The 15,437-nt window shown below is 59.1% G+C and carries 12 protein-coding genes and 1 tRNA gene; 1 reads left to right on the forward strand and 12 read right to left on the reverse strand.

The genetic code is table 11. The features are described from left to right. Nucleotides 1-263: 263 nt before the first annotated feature. The 5 genes from DW925_RS10315 to DW925_RS02795 form a co-directional block, all read right to left on the reverse strand. Entirely contained in the window at nucleotides 264-389 is a 126-nt protein-coding gene (locus DW925_RS10315; protein ID WP_255413117.1) for a hypothetical protein, read from the reverse strand. A 187-nt stretch (nucleotides 390-576) separates the two neighbouring features. After that, nucleotides 577-1,776 (reverse strand): relaxase/mobilization nuclease domain-containing protein, encoded by a 1,200-nt coding sequence (locus DW925_RS02780; RefSeq protein ID WP_158565730.1) that lies wholly within the window; start codon nucleotides 1,774-1,776, stop codon nucleotides 577-579. After that, complete coding sequence (locus DW925_RS02785) at nucleotides 1,763-2,353, reverse strand: ribbon-helix-helix protein, CopG family (RefSeq protein ID WP_117640693.1); 591 nt, start codon at nucleotides 2,351-2,353, stop codon at nucleotides 1,763-1,765. Before DW925_RS02785 ends, DW925_RS02780 begins: the two co-directional genes overlap by 14 nt. Nucleotides 2,354-2,979: 626 nt before the next feature. Continuing rightward, on the reverse strand, nucleotides 2,980-3,633 hold the full coding sequence (locus tag DW925_RS02790; RefSeq protein ID WP_233540214.1) for a hypothetical protein: 654 nt from the start codon (nucleotides 3,631-3,633) through the stop codon (nucleotides 2,980-2,982). Beyond that, nucleotides 3,630-7,055 carry a hypothetical protein gene (locus tag DW925_RS02795; RefSeq protein ID WP_199577028.1) on the reverse strand — a complete coding sequence of 1,142 codons (3,426 nt, stop codon included), beginning with the start codon at nucleotides 7,053-7,055 and terminating at the stop codon, nucleotides 3,630-3,632. Before DW925_RS02795 ends, DW925_RS02790 begins: the two co-directional genes overlap by 4 nt. Nucleotides 7,056-7,192: 137 nt before the next feature. On the opposite strand from DW925_RS02795, the gene DW925_RS02800 reads away from it, so the two are divergent. Then, complete coding sequence (locus tag DW925_RS02800; RefSeq protein WP_231500812.1) at nucleotides 7,193-7,426, forward strand: helix-turn-helix domain-containing protein; 234 nt, start codon at nucleotides 7,193-7,195, stop codon at nucleotides 7,424-7,426. A gap of 541 nt (nucleotides 7,427-7,967) precedes the next feature. On the opposite strand, the gene DW925_RS02805 is transcribed toward DW925_RS02800, so the two are convergent. From DW925_RS02805 to DW925_RS02835, 7 genes are all read right to left on the reverse strand, one after another. After that, nucleotides 7,968-8,043 (reverse strand) — tRNA-Arg (locus tag DW925_RS02805). Nucleotides 8,044-8,348: 305 nt separating this feature from the next. After that, nucleotides 8,349-8,747, reverse strand: coding sequence for a DUF956 family protein (locus DW925_RS02810; RefSeq protein ID WP_117716162.1), 399 nt, complete (start codon nucleotides 8,745-8,747; stop codon nucleotides 8,349-8,351). Nucleotides 8,748-8,867: 120 nt separating this feature from the next. After that, the gene (locus DW925_RS02815; protein ID WP_117564942.1) at nucleotides 8,868-9,788 is read right to left on the reverse strand and encodes a PTS system mannose/fructose/sorbose family transporter subunit IID; all 921 of its coding nucleotides are present in this window, start codon (nucleotides 9,786-9,788) and stop codon (nucleotides 8,868-8,870) included. Between the two features lie 16 nt (nucleotides 9,789-9,804). Further along, nucleotides 9,805-10,623 carry a PTS mannose/fructose/sorbose transporter subunit IIC gene (locus tag DW925_RS02820; protein WP_089573274.1) on the reverse strand — a complete coding sequence of 273 codons (819 nt, stop codon included), beginning with the start codon at nucleotides 10,621-10,623 and terminating at the stop codon, nucleotides 9,805-9,807. An 18-nt stretch (nucleotides 10,624-10,641) separates the two neighbouring features. After that, on the reverse strand, nucleotides 10,642-11,631 hold the full coding sequence (locus DW925_RS02825) for a PTS sugar transporter subunit IIB (RefSeq protein WP_117637934.1): 990 nt from the start codon (nucleotides 11,629-11,631) through the stop codon (nucleotides 10,642-10,644). A gap of 403 nt (nucleotides 11,632-12,034) precedes the next feature. Continuing rightward, complete coding sequence (locus DW925_RS02830; protein WP_117583629.1) at nucleotides 12,035-12,463, reverse strand: hydrogenase maturation nickel metallochaperone HypA; 429 nt, start codon at nucleotides 12,461-12,463, stop codon at nucleotides 12,035-12,037. A 193-nt stretch (nucleotides 12,464-12,656) separates the two neighbouring features. Further along, nucleotides 12,657-15,434 (reverse strand): FAD-dependent oxidoreductase, encoded by a 2,778-nt coding sequence (locus tag DW925_RS02835; protein WP_199577029.1) that lies wholly within the window; start codon nucleotides 15,432-15,434, stop codon nucleotides 12,657-12,659. Nucleotides 15,435-15,437: the final 3 nt, after the last annotated feature.

A 15,437-nucleotide genomic window follows, 5' to 3' on the forward strand; every position in this document is an offset into this window, starting at 1 on the left:
CTCCTTCTGTCGCTAAAAAACGTTCTCCTTCGAGGTCAGGAGACGTTTTATGAGCGACATGAGGTGCATATCCCTCATGTTTCAAGCTCCAATCTGTCGGGTTTGCCCAACTAAAAGTTTACGCCCACGCGCCCACGCGCGAACAGGATTTGATTTTTGAAATATGGACGAATTCCTCGTCAGGAGGGTAAAATGGTGCCGACGGCAGCCCAAGTTGTAGAGAGCTGGGCAGAGCCGTTGCTTAATGAAGTTGGGTCATCGTCTTAGCGACGGTGGCCTTTCTTTTTGGGCTTCGAGCCCTGCTTGAGTGCCTTGGAAAGGCCGACAAGGGCCGTGAGGAGCGAGACCATAGCGGTCAGGAGCTTCACGAGCTCGGTGAAATCGGTCATGGGCATCACCTCCCATCGAATGGAGGGCTCTGCCCGGCACGAGGGCTGCCGCCAGCAAGGACGATTCTATCAGAGCGGCTGACCCCCGCCGATCAATTCACGCTCCTCATCCTCACCGAATTGCGAGTATGGCAGAATCGGCACTGGATGGCAGCGCGCTAGGGCACCGACGATAGGCTTTCCAAAACTAGCGAGGCGCGTCGCCGCGATCGTAATCGCCTCGGTCGACCGCACGATCGACCTGCGGCGAGATGTCGCCGTTGCCACCATGGGCTCGTCCTGCGGCGCGAACGCGGTCATCGCCAGCATCGGGAACGGCGCCGGCGTAACGGTTGCGAATCTCCCTTGCGTAACCGCGCCGGGCAAGAAGCTCATCACGAACCGCCGGATCCTCGAGCAGATCTTCATCGCACTTCGGTGCGATGAACTTAGGAAAGAGATTGTAGGCGACGCCCTTGCTCGCCTTTGCCTGCTCGACCCACGCCGAATACGCCTTCTTAAGCCGTTGAATGTAAATCTCGCAACGCCTCTCATAAGGAAGGGCTCGCTCGGCCTCCAGCACGTTATTTTTGAAGGCCGCCTCAAGTTGCTTGACCGCAAACCTCCCGTCAAGACGAGTCAGGTTGAAAGTGCACTTCGGGTTGCCGGCCTCCTTGATATCGAGATCTGTCGCATAGACTCGATTGTTCTTGATGAAAATGTCTACGCCCCATGAGGCAAGTAACTTTTTAAACTGCTCCATATTCTTCGGATGACCTTCGTTGATTGCAAGATGGATCAACTCGCGCAGATTGTTTTTATAACTGCACTCTCCCCGCTCAACGATTTTCTTTTCAGTGTCGCGCGGCTGTCGGTCTCGAATCTTCGAGTTCTTCTTTCCCTTTTCGAGCTGAGCGAGATTCCAGGCCTCGTCCATTTCACGAACCCACGCAGCGCGTTCGTACTTTCCGCGACGCCCGCCCGTCTCGCAACGCTTACCCGTCAAAAGATCCGTGCGGTTAATCGCCATATGAACCGCGTAGCGTTTTCCCGCCTTATCGCTTTCCTCATGCAACGCGACAATCACTTGTTGATGCGGGTAGTGTTTCGCAAGCCATTGCTCCGCGTAGGCCATACACGCATCGGGGGTCATCTTGCCTCCGTTGCAGCCGCACTCCTCGGGCAGAAACGCGAGAATCTGATGAAGCATCGTTATGTTCTTCGCGCCGGCACGCGCGGGCCTGTCGTGATGGAACATCTTCCGCGTCATAGCCATTTCGGAAAACCAGTGCTTTCCGTTCGCGAGGTTCCAGCCGCCGCGGGCCAAAGCATTCTTTCCGTTAATGTACTTGCGCAGGTGCTTCGCGTAGCGCTCGGACGAAACACCTTTCTGCTTAACGACGGTCATCGAGCTCACCGCCATCGGTGAAATAGCGCTGTTCGAGCTCTTCGATGAAGAGAGTGACTTTACGGGCATTTTGGTAAACCTTTTCAAGCGTTCGGAAAACCGCCTTCTCGTTGTAGGCCGGAAGACCTTGCGCATTCACAAAATACATCAGCTGGTTGAGGTTCGTCCCCTCTCGATACAGCTCGTGATAGATTTTTGCGACCTGGCTCATATCGAAATCGATCATCTCGATTTTCCCGGCCAGCATCACGCGGCGGGCATACGCACTGACGGTCGTGCCGAGCGCATCCGCCTGCTTGCGAATCGCCTCGTGCTCGCCATCGGTGACTTTGACGTAAATAACCTCCGAGCGCTTTTCGTTCGAATCCTCTGAAACGGTTTGCAGCTTTTTGCTACGGCCACCGTTCTTATTTTTGGAAATGACTAGATCATCGAACGATTCATTCCAATGAATCAGTGCATAGCGAATGAATTCGGCTTTCGTCATGCCCGCCTTTTCTGCCAAAGCGGAAAGCGTTTCGTATTCTTCAGAAGTGAGTGTCGCCTTAACGGTGTGCGGACGTTTGCAACTCATCATTCATGCCCCCAGGAAAGCAGAGCGAATCGGTGAGGCCACCGATTCAAAACCGATATGAGATTGCTTTCCTTTTTAGGAGCGACTGACGTCGCGCCGATTTTTGAAGTGACGCCGTCGCTTCCCTTAGAGAAATGAAGGCGAACTTCATTTCTAACTTTATCGCCGTGTGAGGTGTTAAACAAGATGTGTTGGCAGATAAAGGGGCGAGTATGGCCCCATTTATCTAGCCCAACACCAATCTTGCAATCACCGGGACGGCGATTGGGCGAAGCGTAGCGTAGACACGAAATGAGAGGCCTCGTTTCGAGCGAAAGGCTTCGCGGTGTCGTAGTGTCAGCGGAGACCGTGAGCGGAAGCGAATTTTTAACGCGAAGGATGCTGAGTGTTAGAAATTCGCTGTAGCGGACTCCGGGCGAGGGCTGGAGCAAGTCGATGGAAGACCTTACCGATTTGCGGAAGGTTTTGCCCGAAGCATCCGGCACCGCCGAATTCTTTTGGAACGGCCTCTCGTTTGATTGCTTTCCTATCGTTTGCTCCCAGACTTGTCGTCTAAAAAAGGCGGCCGAACCGGCCGCCCACAAATAAATAAATATTTACCAAATGTAAGAGGAGAGGAACGATGTACATTACTCCCAGTGACCGGCGACGTCGACAACCCAATGTTGTCCCGTAGCCTGCTGTTCATAATGTCCTTGGTCCTCAGAGGTGGTATACGAATCATCTACAACGGATCCACCGATACCGCCGTTTTCGCCATCGTTAATAATCCAAGCGTAGGCTGCATCGGATGAATCGAAGGGCCCTACCATAGTACCACCATGATTGACCCAGAAACGAGGATGACGCGTGTATACCACGTTCGGTACCCAGACCTGGCTGTAGTCGGTCTCCCAGTGGCCCTGCTCGGCAACCCATTTCTTCTGGCTACCGCCGTTGGAAGAGGAATTGTTGCCGCTTGAACCTTGAGAGCTGCCGGAATTCTGCTTGGACTGGGAGGAATCTCCCTTGCTGTCCGACTTCGACGAGTCGGAGGACTTGTTATCCTCCTTCTTGGAGTCATCGGACTTCTGGTCCTTGTCGTCGGATTCTTTCTTCTCCTCGGACTTGGTTCCAGAGGTTTGCGTCGCCTTTTCTTCGCTTGGCTTCTTTTTGTCTTTATTCTTTACCGCTGTGGCGGCCCTTTCCGCAGAGCCGCTTCCTTGCTTTGCAATGCTGGCACATCCAAGTTGAGGTGCCGAAAGGCACACCAGAAGCGCAACGATAATAGCCTTTGTTCTCACACCGATCTCCCCGTCCGTGAAACCGGGCGTTGGACACTAGCCGATATCCAACGCCCGGCTCGCTTTTGCATCTGCTCGCGGCGCTTCTTTTGATCGAGGAAGACGCCGGCTGCCACGAGGACGGTACCGCCGATGACGAGCGTCTCGCCGATGAGTCCCGCGCGGTCGCCGGTCTGGGCGAGGCTGCCGGGCTGGGCGGTATCCGTGCCGGCGAGGTGCTTCGGGGTGTATGCCGCCTGCTGCTTTGCGACCTCCTCTGCCTCCTGACGGGCGATCTCGGCGGAAAGCTCCTGCTCTGCCGCGATGCGGTCGGACTTCGCCTGCTCGTAGGCAGCGAGTGCCGCATCATAGCCGGGTTGGAGCCCGTCCACCGCGGCCTGCTTCTCGTCCAGGATGGCCTTGGCGGGCGCGACCTTGGCACGTGCCTCGACTGCTGCGGCGAAAAGCGCGTTGAGGGCGTCATCCGCGTTCACATCATGGCCGGAAGCGATCGCCGCGCCGGCATCGATGGAGTTCAGCTTCGACAGCTTGGCGTCTGCCTGCGCCTTTACCTGCTCGGCGGCGGAGACCAGGGACTCGGCGGCGGCGGTATCCGCCTTCGCGGCATCGAGGGCGGCCTTGGTGTCATTGACGGCCTTTGCTGCATCCTGCTCGCGCTGCTGTGCCTCTGCGAGCTTCGCGGCAAGGCCGGTGAGGATGTCGAGGTTCGACTGTGCGTCCTCGAGATCGGTCTGGGAGCCGGTAAGCCTCTCGGCGGCAACGCCGGTGTCGGCCTTTGCGGCATCGACGGCACGCTGGGCATCCGCGAGGGCGCGTGCGGTGGCGTCCGCCTTTTGCTCGGCGGCGGCGAGGACGGTCGCCTTCTCGACCTGATCGGCTGCCGCCGCGTCGTGGGCGCTCTTTGCTGTATCGAGCGCCTTCTTGGCGTCGGCGACGTCCTGGAAGAACTTCGCGAGATCGGCGTTCGCAACCGTGACGTCCTGCTGCTTGGCCTCGGTGTCCGCCTTGGCGGAGTCCAGCTTGATCTGTGCGCCCGTTACGACCGCATTGGCGGCATCAAAGGCGACCTGCTTCTGCTGGACGGTCGTCTTTGCCGTATCGACTGCCGCGTTGGCGGCATCGAGGTCCGATTTCGCCGCATCAAGCTCGGTCTGGGCATCCGTGACGCCCTGCTGCTTGGATGCGAGATCAGCCTTTGCGGCATCGACGGCACGCTGGGCATCGGTGACGTCCTGCTTCGCGGCATCGACACCTGCCTGTGCGGAATCCGCTGCGACCTGCTTCTGCTGGACGGTTGCGGCGGCGCCGGCGGCTGCCTGCTTCTTGGATGCGAGATTGGTCTTGGCTGCGTCGAGTGCGCTCTTGGCGTTCTTGAGGCCGTTGATATAGGAGGTCAGCTTCTGCTCGTACTCGTCGACGGACATGGGGTTCATGTTCCAACCGGAGCCGGACCAGCCGGAGATCTCTGCGGTGTAGCACTGCGTCTGAAGCCCGGACATGGTGCCCTTGGTGCAGGTTGCCATTCCCATAACGGCGAGTTCGGGATTGATGATGTTCATGTAATGGCCGACGGTGCCGCTGCTGCCGTTCTCCCAGCGGCAGTTGTCTGCAATCCAATGGTTGATTGCGACGCCGTTCTTTGCATAGAAATCATAGGCATCCTTGCCGACAAGACCGGTGACTCCATAAAGGGCCTCCGTTGCCTTGTCGAAAAAGCCCTTCTCCTGCTCGATCCACTGCCCACTCGGATCGATTCCGTAATTCCATGCCAGGTTTTCGGCAAAATCATATTGACGGGCATGATCGAGCACGGTGTCGCTGTAGTTGGCATCCGCAATGGCACCGGCGATGAGCTTGTAGGTGACATGGAGCTCGGACAGGCCGACCGACTTGCGGTAGTCGTTGACGGACTTCATCCACCTGATCGCATTGAGCATGTTATCAAGGGACGTGGCATCCTTGGAGTTGCCGACTTCGGTCTTTCCGGCATATTTGGCGTTCAGGATGATGTTGACTGCGTCATCGGCACCCATGGCACGGAAGAAGCCGATGGCTCCCTGCTTGAGCTGCGCGTCGGCGGAATCGAGTTTCGCCTGTGCCTCGTCGACCTTCTGCTGCGCGGCGGTCACGGCGGCGTCTGCGGTATCCTTTGCGGCCTTGGCGTTCGCGAGCTCTACGTCGGCGGCTGCCTTGGCGGACTCGGCGTCCTTGACAGCCTGCTTCGCGGCGTCCAGCTTGGCGACGGCGTCGGCATTCGCCTGCTTGGCCGCATCGAGGTCGGCGTTCGCGGCATCGAGAGCGGACTGGGCGGCGTTCACACCGGATTCGGCATCGGCCGCGGCCTGCTGCTTTACGGAGAGAGCCGTCTGGGCATCATTCAGATCGGCTTGTGCCGTTGCCGCAGCGGACTGTGCCTGCTCGAGCTCGGACTCGCACTGGGACTGTGCCGCTCGTGCGACAGCGAGGGCTGCCTCCGCGTCCGCGACCTTCTGTTTCGCCGCATCGTACTCCGGACCGCTGGCGCCTGCCTCCGCTGCGGCGAGGTCTGCTTTCGCCTTCTCGTAGGCGGCGCTGGCGGCTGCGGCCTTCGCATCCGCCACGTCCTTGTTCTGCTGGGCTGCGGCGAGGACGGAATCGGCGGAATCCTTTGCAGACTGGGCCGCAACCAGCTTGGACTGGGCATCGGCAAGCGTCGCGTTGGCGTTGTCGAGTTCGGCCTGTGCCCTGCTCACGGCATCCTGGGCGTCGCGTACCGCCTGCTCGGCGGCACGGATAGCCTCCGGGGTGGCGCTTACGGCATCGGCCTTGGCTTTATCGAGGGCATCCTTGGCGTCCTGGGCCGCCTTGAGGGCGGACTGGTACGCTTCGTCCTTCTCGGATGCATCCGCCTTGGCGTCTGCGAGACCCGCCTTCGCCTGCTCGAGGTCCTTGCCGGCGGCATCGGCGGCGTCCTTGCCCTCCGCGACCTGACGGGCGTACTCGTCCATTGCCGCTCGGTCGGCTGCCGTGCCGGCGCTGACTGCCGAATCGTAGGATGCCTTGGCCTGGTCGCGGGCGGAAGCCGCCTCGTTGTAGGGACCGGCGGCCTCATCGTAGGATGCCTTGGCGGCGTCCTCCTTCGCCTTCGCCTCGTCGACTGCCTTCTGCAGGTCCGCGATGGTCTGTGCGGCGGATTTCGCGCCGACACCGGATGCCGCGCCGGCGTGGGCGGCAATCGGCGACATCACGGCGGGGTGCTGCGTGCCCCCGTCACCGGTCTGGGCGAATGCCGTGAACGGTGAGATGAGGCTCGATCCGGTCATGGCGGCCATGGTCGCCGCGGTGACGGTCAGACGCGCGATCCCCTTCGGGGCGTGAATCTTTTTGTTTGGCAGTGTGGCGAAGTGATCGCCGCCGGCAGCGAAATGCTTTCCCTGAGTCATTGCTATTCCATTCCTTTTCCGTGCCCTATCCGACTGGGCATCAGGGTGCTTTCCAATAGAGATAATTATGCGCCTTAACAGGGATTGTTGTATATGGTCCGTTGGCTTTTATACAACAATCCATGACTCTTTTTGTCATGGATATCTCGCCGCTACAACGATCCTTTGGTCTACGCTGCAAAGAATTAAGATCAAAGTCTGGTTACTCTCAAGTACAATTTGCGAATCGCATCGGCATGGACAGGTCTTACTACGCCTCGATAGAGGTCGGACGAAGAAATGTCAGTCTTTCTAACCTCTGTAAAATTGCTAACGGATTCGACATGACAATCGCTGCACTCATGACTGGTGTGACTGAGAAAACGGATTAGTCCATCAATCAATCAGCGAACGCAGTGAGCGAATCAATCGACGGCACAGCCGGCGGCAAGGTCACGGCGCGTGACCGCGCAGCGAGCTTCGCGAGCGAAGGGGGACAGCATCGCTGTCCCTATTCTTTATCGACGGCTTAGCCGGCGGCAAGGACACGGTACGTGGCCGCGCAGCGAGCTTCGCGAGCGAAGAGGACGGCATCGCCGTCCCTATATTTTTATAGTATATTTCTCTATTAATTGGTTTCACCAAAATGGGTATAGCGCAAGCTTCTGAACAGGCGTTTTTATCAAAAACTCAAAGCAGCCGAATCATCAAAATGGTGAAATTTTTTACCCAAATTGAGGAAGCGCTTCACCAAAATGGAACCGACTAACGGCTGTTGAAAACTTTTTATCCCCAAAATGGTGATTTCCTGTTTTCAGTGGAAAACTCGGTAAGTTAAATTATTTACTTACCAGATTTACAAACAAAAGCAGTTCTTAACCCTAAAACCAGAACAGGTCAGAAGCAAAATTAACTCCTGACCTGCGATTTTTCTGGTGCCCCCGGGCGGATTCGAACCGTCGACACCCGCTTTAGGAGAGCGGTGCTCTATCCCCTGAGCTACGGAGGCATGTTGTATTAGTGTAGCAGATTTACGCCGCTGTAATGCAGCGTATACCCACTCTTCGAAGTTGCGGTGGAACAGCCCTCCGGAAAGTGCGTCCCACTATCCAGGCAAATTCTGGGTCAGACTTTCCCCATGAGACCTCGCTGGGAAACTGTGACCCAGAATTTCGGCTCGAAACGGGACACGGTTTCCCAAACGACCCCGTTCCGGAAACTACATCCCGGAATCGACGCTCGAACTGGGATGCACTTTCCCGATCGAGCCACATGGGAGACTGCGCCCCACTTTGAGGGGGCGCTCTTTAATGACTACTTGCCTTTGTGGAAAAGGTTTTTGATAACGGAGGGGATGCTCTTGGCGCCCTTGGCCGTCACATCGATAAAGTCGGGCGAACGAACGAGCTTGTCCTCGTCAATGTACTTACGCACCGCGCGAAGCGTTTCCTTGTCATTGCGCGTCGAAAACGTAAAGTGGCCATTCTCTTTGGTAAAGATGGCAAAACGCGTAATCTTCTTGGTGCCGCGCAAAACCTCGGCGGCAATATAGTCGACCTCGTCCCACGGGATTTGGATATAATCCTCGGGATTACGCTCGTTATAGTACTCAAACGCCTTATTGCCCACCATCACGTTACCGTGACTGGTAAGCCCCATCAGGCAGGTTGCCGGCGTTGCCAGATCGACCGTGCTGTTCTGAGATTGCGCCATACGCGCCTCGCCCTCCAATAAAAACAATCGGACCGCATCCAGTGTACCCACCGGGTGCGGCCCGTTTCAATGGCTCAAAAGCCCTTGCCTAGCAACTCTCGGTCTTAAGCCGAAGCGTGCTTACATGAAGCCGCAGACGCGACCGATGATGCCGACGGCGAAGAGAGCCAGGATGATGACGATCGGGCTGACCTTCTTCTTGAGGAGCTTGCAGACCAGAAGGGTCAGGCACACGGCGGCAAGGCCGGGGATGAGCTGATCGAGGTTGGCCTGAAGCGTGGTGACCTTCACCGGGTCGAGTGCGTTGGCACCGACAGAGCTGTACATCGTCAATGCCTGCTTGATGCCCTCAGAACCGGCGGGCAGGTTGGCCCAGTCGATATAGGCGCCAGCGGACTGCGTGACCTTGGAGACGACCGGGGTGAAGGAGATGGACACCCAGCGCTCGACCAGGGCGCCGATGATGAACATACCCAGGATGGAAGCACCCTCGGTGACCTTGCCCATCAGACCGCCGGAGAGGTCCTTGGCGATGGAGGAGCCGACCTTGTAGCCAAACTCCTGCGTGTACCACAGGAAGGCGTAACGGATGATGTTCCACGCGAAGAAGAACAGCAGCGGACCGGCGATGCTGCCGGACAGGGCCAGGGAAGCGCCCAGTGCACCCAGAATCGGGCGAAGGGTGAACCAGAAGGCGGGGTCGCCGACGCCGGCGAGCGGGCCCATCATACCGACCTTGACGCCCTGAATGGCGACGTCGTCAATCGGAGCACCGTTGGCGCGCTCCTCCTCGAGGGCGAGGGTAACGCCAATGACGGGGGCGGAAACATAGGGGTGGGTGTTATAGAACTCCAGGTGGCGCTTAAGAGCGGCAATCTGGTCATCCTTGCTGGTGTAGAGCTTCTTGATCGCAGGGATCATTGCGAAGCACCAGCCGCCGTTCTGCATACGCTCGTAGTTCCACGAGCCCTGAAGGAACTGATGACGGAAGCAAACCTTCTTACGGTCAGCCTTGGTGAGCTGAATCTTGTTCTCTGCCATATGTATCACTCCCCTCCTACTCGTAATCGTTCAGAATGTCGCCGAGCGGGTCACCGGAGCCACCGCCCATGCCGCCACCCTGCTTGGCCAGATCCTTAAGGCCAAGGTAGATGAGGGCAAGGGAGATGCCGATGAGGCCAAGGGCGATCAGCGTGAGCTGAGGGATGGCAGCAAGGACAAAGCCGAGGATGAAGAACGGCCAGGTCTCCTTGGTGGCCATCATGTTGATGACCATGGCGTAACCGACGGAAGCGACCATGCCGCCGCCGACAGCCATGCCGCCGGACAGCCAATCGGGCATAGCGTTAAGCGCGTTGGTAACGGCCTCGGCCGGGATGATGCACAGAAGTACTGCCGGGATGGCGATACGAACACCCTGCATGAGGATGCCGGCGTACTGCCAACGCTCGATGCCGGCGAAGTCGCCCTTCTCGGCGCAGGCGTCCATGCCGTGAACCATAGCGGTAGCCAGGGTACGGCAGATCATGGTCAGGAACAGACCAGCGACCGACAGCGGGACGGCGACGGCGATGGCGGCGGTAACGGCCTTGGCCGAATCGGTGGCGCCGCCGTTGAGGGCGAGCACCATGATGATCGAAGAAGCGACCGAGGCCAGAGCGGCGTCAGGCGCGACGGCGGCGCCGACGTTAGCCCAGCCAAGGGCCATCATCTGGAGCGAACCGCCCAGGAGGATGCCCTCCTGAAGGTGACCGGTTACGAGACCGATAAGCGTGCATGCCACGAGCGGCTGATGGAACTGGAACTCATCCAGAATGCCTTCCATACCGGCAAGCAACGCGACAATCGCAACAAGCAGAATAGTGATTGCAGACATGTATCGGACCCTCCTTTACTATGCTTGAGCGGCCAGTTCGGCCTTAGCTTTCTTCAACATGGCGTCGAGATCCTCGGAGGAATCCGAAGGAACCTTGCGGACCTCGAACTTGACGCCCTTGGCCTTGAGAGCCTCGATGGTCTTGACATCGTCATCGCCCATAGCGACAGCGTTAGTGACGACGACCTTGCCCTTGGAGTGGGCCATGGAACCGATGTTGGCTTCCTTGATGTCGACGCCGGCCTCGATGGCCCTGAGCAGATCCTGCGGGTTCTCGAACAGCAGCATCGCCTTGGTGTCGCCAAAGCGCGTGTCCTTGACGACCTCGGCCATCTTCTTGATAGGCACGACGTTGGCGTGGACTCCCGGAGGGGCAGCCTGCTCGATCATGGTCTTGCGGAGCTCGTCGTGAGCAACGCCGTCGGAGACCACGATGATGCGGTTGGGGTTGATCTGCTTGGTCCACGTGGTGGCCACCTGACCATGCAGCAGACGCGTGTCGATACGGACGTGGGCGATCTTGATGTGCCCGTCGCCGATCACCGTTCCCGGAGGAATGGCACCCGCAGGAGCAGCGGCGGCCGCAGCCGGCTTCTTCTCCTCGGGCTCCAGAGACTCGGGCTTGACGCGCACGCCGGCCTTAGCCTCAGTCACGAGATGTTTTGCGATCGCATGTGCAGTGTTCTTTGCGTCAAAGCGCTGCGAATATGCCTCGATGAGCATAGGCAGGTTGACACCGGTGACGATAGCCCAGGAATCATGGCCCTCGATGAGACCGCTGATCTGGTTGAAGGGCGTGCCGCCCCACAGATCAACGAGGAAGAGCACCTGCTCCTGGTCCTCGAAGGAAGCGACTGCTTCCTCGACCTTGGCTCGGAAGTCGTCGGGGCCCATGCTCGGCTCGAGCGAGACCACGGCTACAGACGGCTGATCGCCAAAGACCATCGAGCCCGTCTGCTTGATTCCAGCCGCCAAGTCACCATGGCTAGCAAGAACAATACTTACCATCACATAACCTCCTTTTTGTCTACGTAATTCCTACACGACAGTTATGGAGTATAGCTGCAAATACAGCAGAATTGTTTGAAAAACTGCAAAAGGTAGCATTATTTGTTTAAACGTCTTAATTTGTTACAAGTTGATTACATTCCGGCATCATTGGCTGATCTGCCGCTGATAACTGATACCCAACCAATACTTACACGACGGATATGCGCATGCTGTCATTATTACCGCTTTTAAACAGATGCAAACGTGCTGAGACTGAGGCTATTTCGTTTAAACAGCTATGCCTTGACTAATGGCGAGCGATATGCTCTAGCAAAGTAGTTATTGGGGACGTTCTTAAATGGCTAGTCATTGGGGACGTTCTTTTTCGACTAGTCGTTTAAGAACGTCCCCAACGACTAAGTTAGGCGATGTGGAGGGGGTTGGCGGCGTCGACGGCATCGGGGGCATCGGATAGGCCGTCGGGGGCAGCGTCTGTCGGGTCCTCGTCGGGGGTCTCGATCTGCTTGATCATGACCTCCTGGCCCTGCAGCAGATAGGTCTCGCCGCTACCGCAATGGGGGCAGGTCTTGCCGTGCTCGACCGTCGCGTAGTCGCAGCCGCACGCCTCGCAATGCGTCACGGCCTCGACAGGCTCCACAATAAGCTCCGCGCCCTGCGTGATAGGCTTTTTATCTGCCGCCCAGCGCCAAGCATCAAGCAGCAGATCGGGAACGACGCCCGAGACCTCGCCCAGGAGCAGCGTCACGCTCGAAACGCGACTCACGCCATTGGCGCGCGCCACATTCTCGACATCACGAATGATGTGGTAAACAATCCCGAGCTCGTGCACTTTTATTCCTTCCGCCGTTCTAACGAACGGCGGTCGGCTTGACGCTGCGCGAGCCCCAGACGGGCGATCTGCCTTTCAATCGTCGGGCATGGGCAAAAGCCCTATGCCCTCCTCTTTCAAGGCACCTCGCCACGCCTGGGACTCGCTCGCTGTCCAACCGTTCTCTGCGCCGTTCTCTTGTTTGTTGCGTTTTTTATTTCTTCCCAAATTTGATTTTGATCGCGCGCTTCAAAGCGTACTTGCCGAGGCTGGGGAGCTTTTGCTCGTATTTGACCATCGTTGAGCACTCGGGGCGGTCGCGATCCAGATGGATGGCGTCGAACGCGCACTTGGTGGTGCACAGACCGCAGCCGATACACTTGTTGGGGTCGACGATCGAGGCGCCGCAGCCCAGGCAGCGAGCGGTCTCGGCGCGCACCTGTTCCTCGGTAAAGGTCTCGACGTACTCGCTAAACGGCGCGGCCTTCTCGCGTTCGCGGTCCACATGCGCAACCTCGCGGCTCGCGTTGTCGTAGCTCTCGAGCACAACGTCGTCGCGGTCGAGCGCGGTGTAGCGGCGCTGGTTGCGGCCGATGGTGAGCGTGGAGCCCGGCTGCACAAAGCGATGGATGGACACCGCGGCCTCATGACCGGCGGCGATGGCGTCGATGGCAAAGCTGGGGCCGGTGTAGACGTCGCCGCCCACAAAGATGTCTGGCTCGGCGGTCTGGTAGGTCTGAGGATCGGCAAGAGCACCCTGGCCGCGGCCAAGCTCCACCTTGGAGCCAGCCAGCAGGTTGCCCCACACAATGGACTGGCCGATGGACATGACCACGCGGTCGGCATCGACACGACGCAGGTCGTTCTCGTCGTACTCGGGCGCAAAACGGCCCTCGTCGTCAAAGACACGCGTGCAGCGCTTGAAGGTGATGCCGCGCACATGACCGGCCTCGTCCAGATGGACCTCCTTGGGGCCCCAACCGCAACTGATGTGTGCGCCGTCCTCGATGGCCTCGCGACGCTCTTCCTCGCTGGCGGGCATCTGTGCCTCGCTCTCCAGGCAGAACATCTCAACGTGCTCGGAACCCAGACGGCAGGCGTTGCGGGCAACGTCGATGGCCACGTTGCCGCCGCCCACCACGATGGTGCGGCCGGGCAGCGCATCGATCTTGCCGCTGTTGACCTCGCGCAAAAAGTCGACGGCCACGGTCACGTCCTCGGCGTCCTCGCCCGGAATGCCGGCAAGGCGGCCGCCCTGGCAGCCAATGGCAACGTAGAAGGCCTTGAAGCCCTGCGCGCGCAGCTCGTCGAGCGTCACGTCTCGACCGACTTCCACGCCATAGCGGAACTCGGCACCCATCAGGCGAATGACCTCGACCTCGGCCTCAATGACGTCCTTCTGCAGCTTAAAGCTGGGAATGCCGTAGGTGAGCATGCCGCCCGGGCGCTCGTTTTTCTCGAACACGACGGGCTTGTAGCCCTTCTCGGCCAGATAAAAAGCGCAGGACAGGCCGGCCGGACCGGCACCGATGATGGCAATCTTCTGATCGAAGCCGCCGGCACGCGTCGGGGTCACCACAGGTGGGACATAGCGGGTCGCGGCATCCAGATCGCGCTGGGCGATAAACTTCTTGACCTCGTCGATAGCCACGGCGGCGTCCACACGGCCGCGGGTGCAGGCATCCTCACAGCGGCGGTTGCACACACGGCCGCAGATAGCGGGCAGCGGGTTCTCGCGCTTGATGAGCGCCAGGGCCTCGTCATAGCGACCCTGCGCCGCGAGCTTCAGATAGCCCTGAACGGCAACGTGCGCGGGGCAGGCCGTCTTGCAGGGCGCGGTGCCGGACTCATGCGTCTCGATGCGGTTATCGTTGCGGTAGTTGGGCGACCACTTGGTGTGGTCCCACTTGGTGGCATCGGGCAGCTCCTGGCGCGGATACTCGGGCACCTGTCCGCCGGCCTTTTTGCTGCAGAGCTTTTGGCCCAGCTTGGCGGCGCCGGCCGGGCACACCTCAACGCAGCGACCGCAGGCAACGCACTTGTCCTTCTCGACCTTGGCGACATAGGCCGAGCGCGACAGGTTGGGCGTGTTGAACAGCTGAGAGGTGCGCAGGGCGTAGCACACGTTGACGTTGCAGTTGCAGATGGCGAAGATCTTGTTCTCGCCGTCGATATTGGTGATCTGGTGCACAAAGCCGTTGTCCTCGGCCTGGCGCAAAATGTCGTAGACCTCGTCGCGCGTCACGTAATGGCCACGGTCGGTCTCGACCACGTAGTCGGCCATATCGCCCACGGCGATGCACCAGTCGGCCGGGTCGTCGGCGCAGCCCTCTCCCATCACGCGACGGCTCGCGCGGCAGCTGCAGGTGCTGGCGGCATACTTGCCATCGTATTTGTCGAGCCAATGCTCGATATGCTCGATCGGCACCGACGTGCTCGCGGCATCGATGGCCTTCTCGACCGGAATGACGTGCATGCCGATACCGGCGCCTCCGGGCGGCACCATCGGCGTGGCGCGGGACAGCGGTCCCTTGGACGCCTGCTCAAAGAACTTGGCATAGACCGGGTGCTCCTCGAGCTGGCTCACGCGCATGTTGAGGAACTCGGCGGAACCCGGCACCAGCATGGGCAGCACCCACTGCTTGGCGCGCTCGGGATTTTCCCAGTTGTACTCGAGCAGACCCGTGTAGCTCATGTCGTCGAGCATCTTCTCGATATCGGCCTCGGGCATGCCGGTGAGCTTGACCATCTCGGGCAGCGTATAGGGACGGCGCATCTTCATCTTGCAGAGCACTTCGGCCTGCTCGTCGGTTGCGGCCTCGGCAAACGACCAGTACTCGTAGCCCAGCAGCTCGTCGCGATGCAGCAGACGGTTGGTGCAGTGCTCGCACAGCTTGACGATGGCCTCGCGCGGATGCTCCGGCAGCGGCGGCACGAACTCCGAACCGATGTCAGGCTCGGTGTAGCTAATTCCCGGTCCGTTGAGAATCATGGT

It is taken from the genome of Collinsella sp. AM43-1 (genome assembly GCF_003467925.1).
Classification (GTDB): Bacteria; Actinomycetota; Coriobacteriia; order Coriobacteriales; family Coriobacteriaceae; genus Collinsella.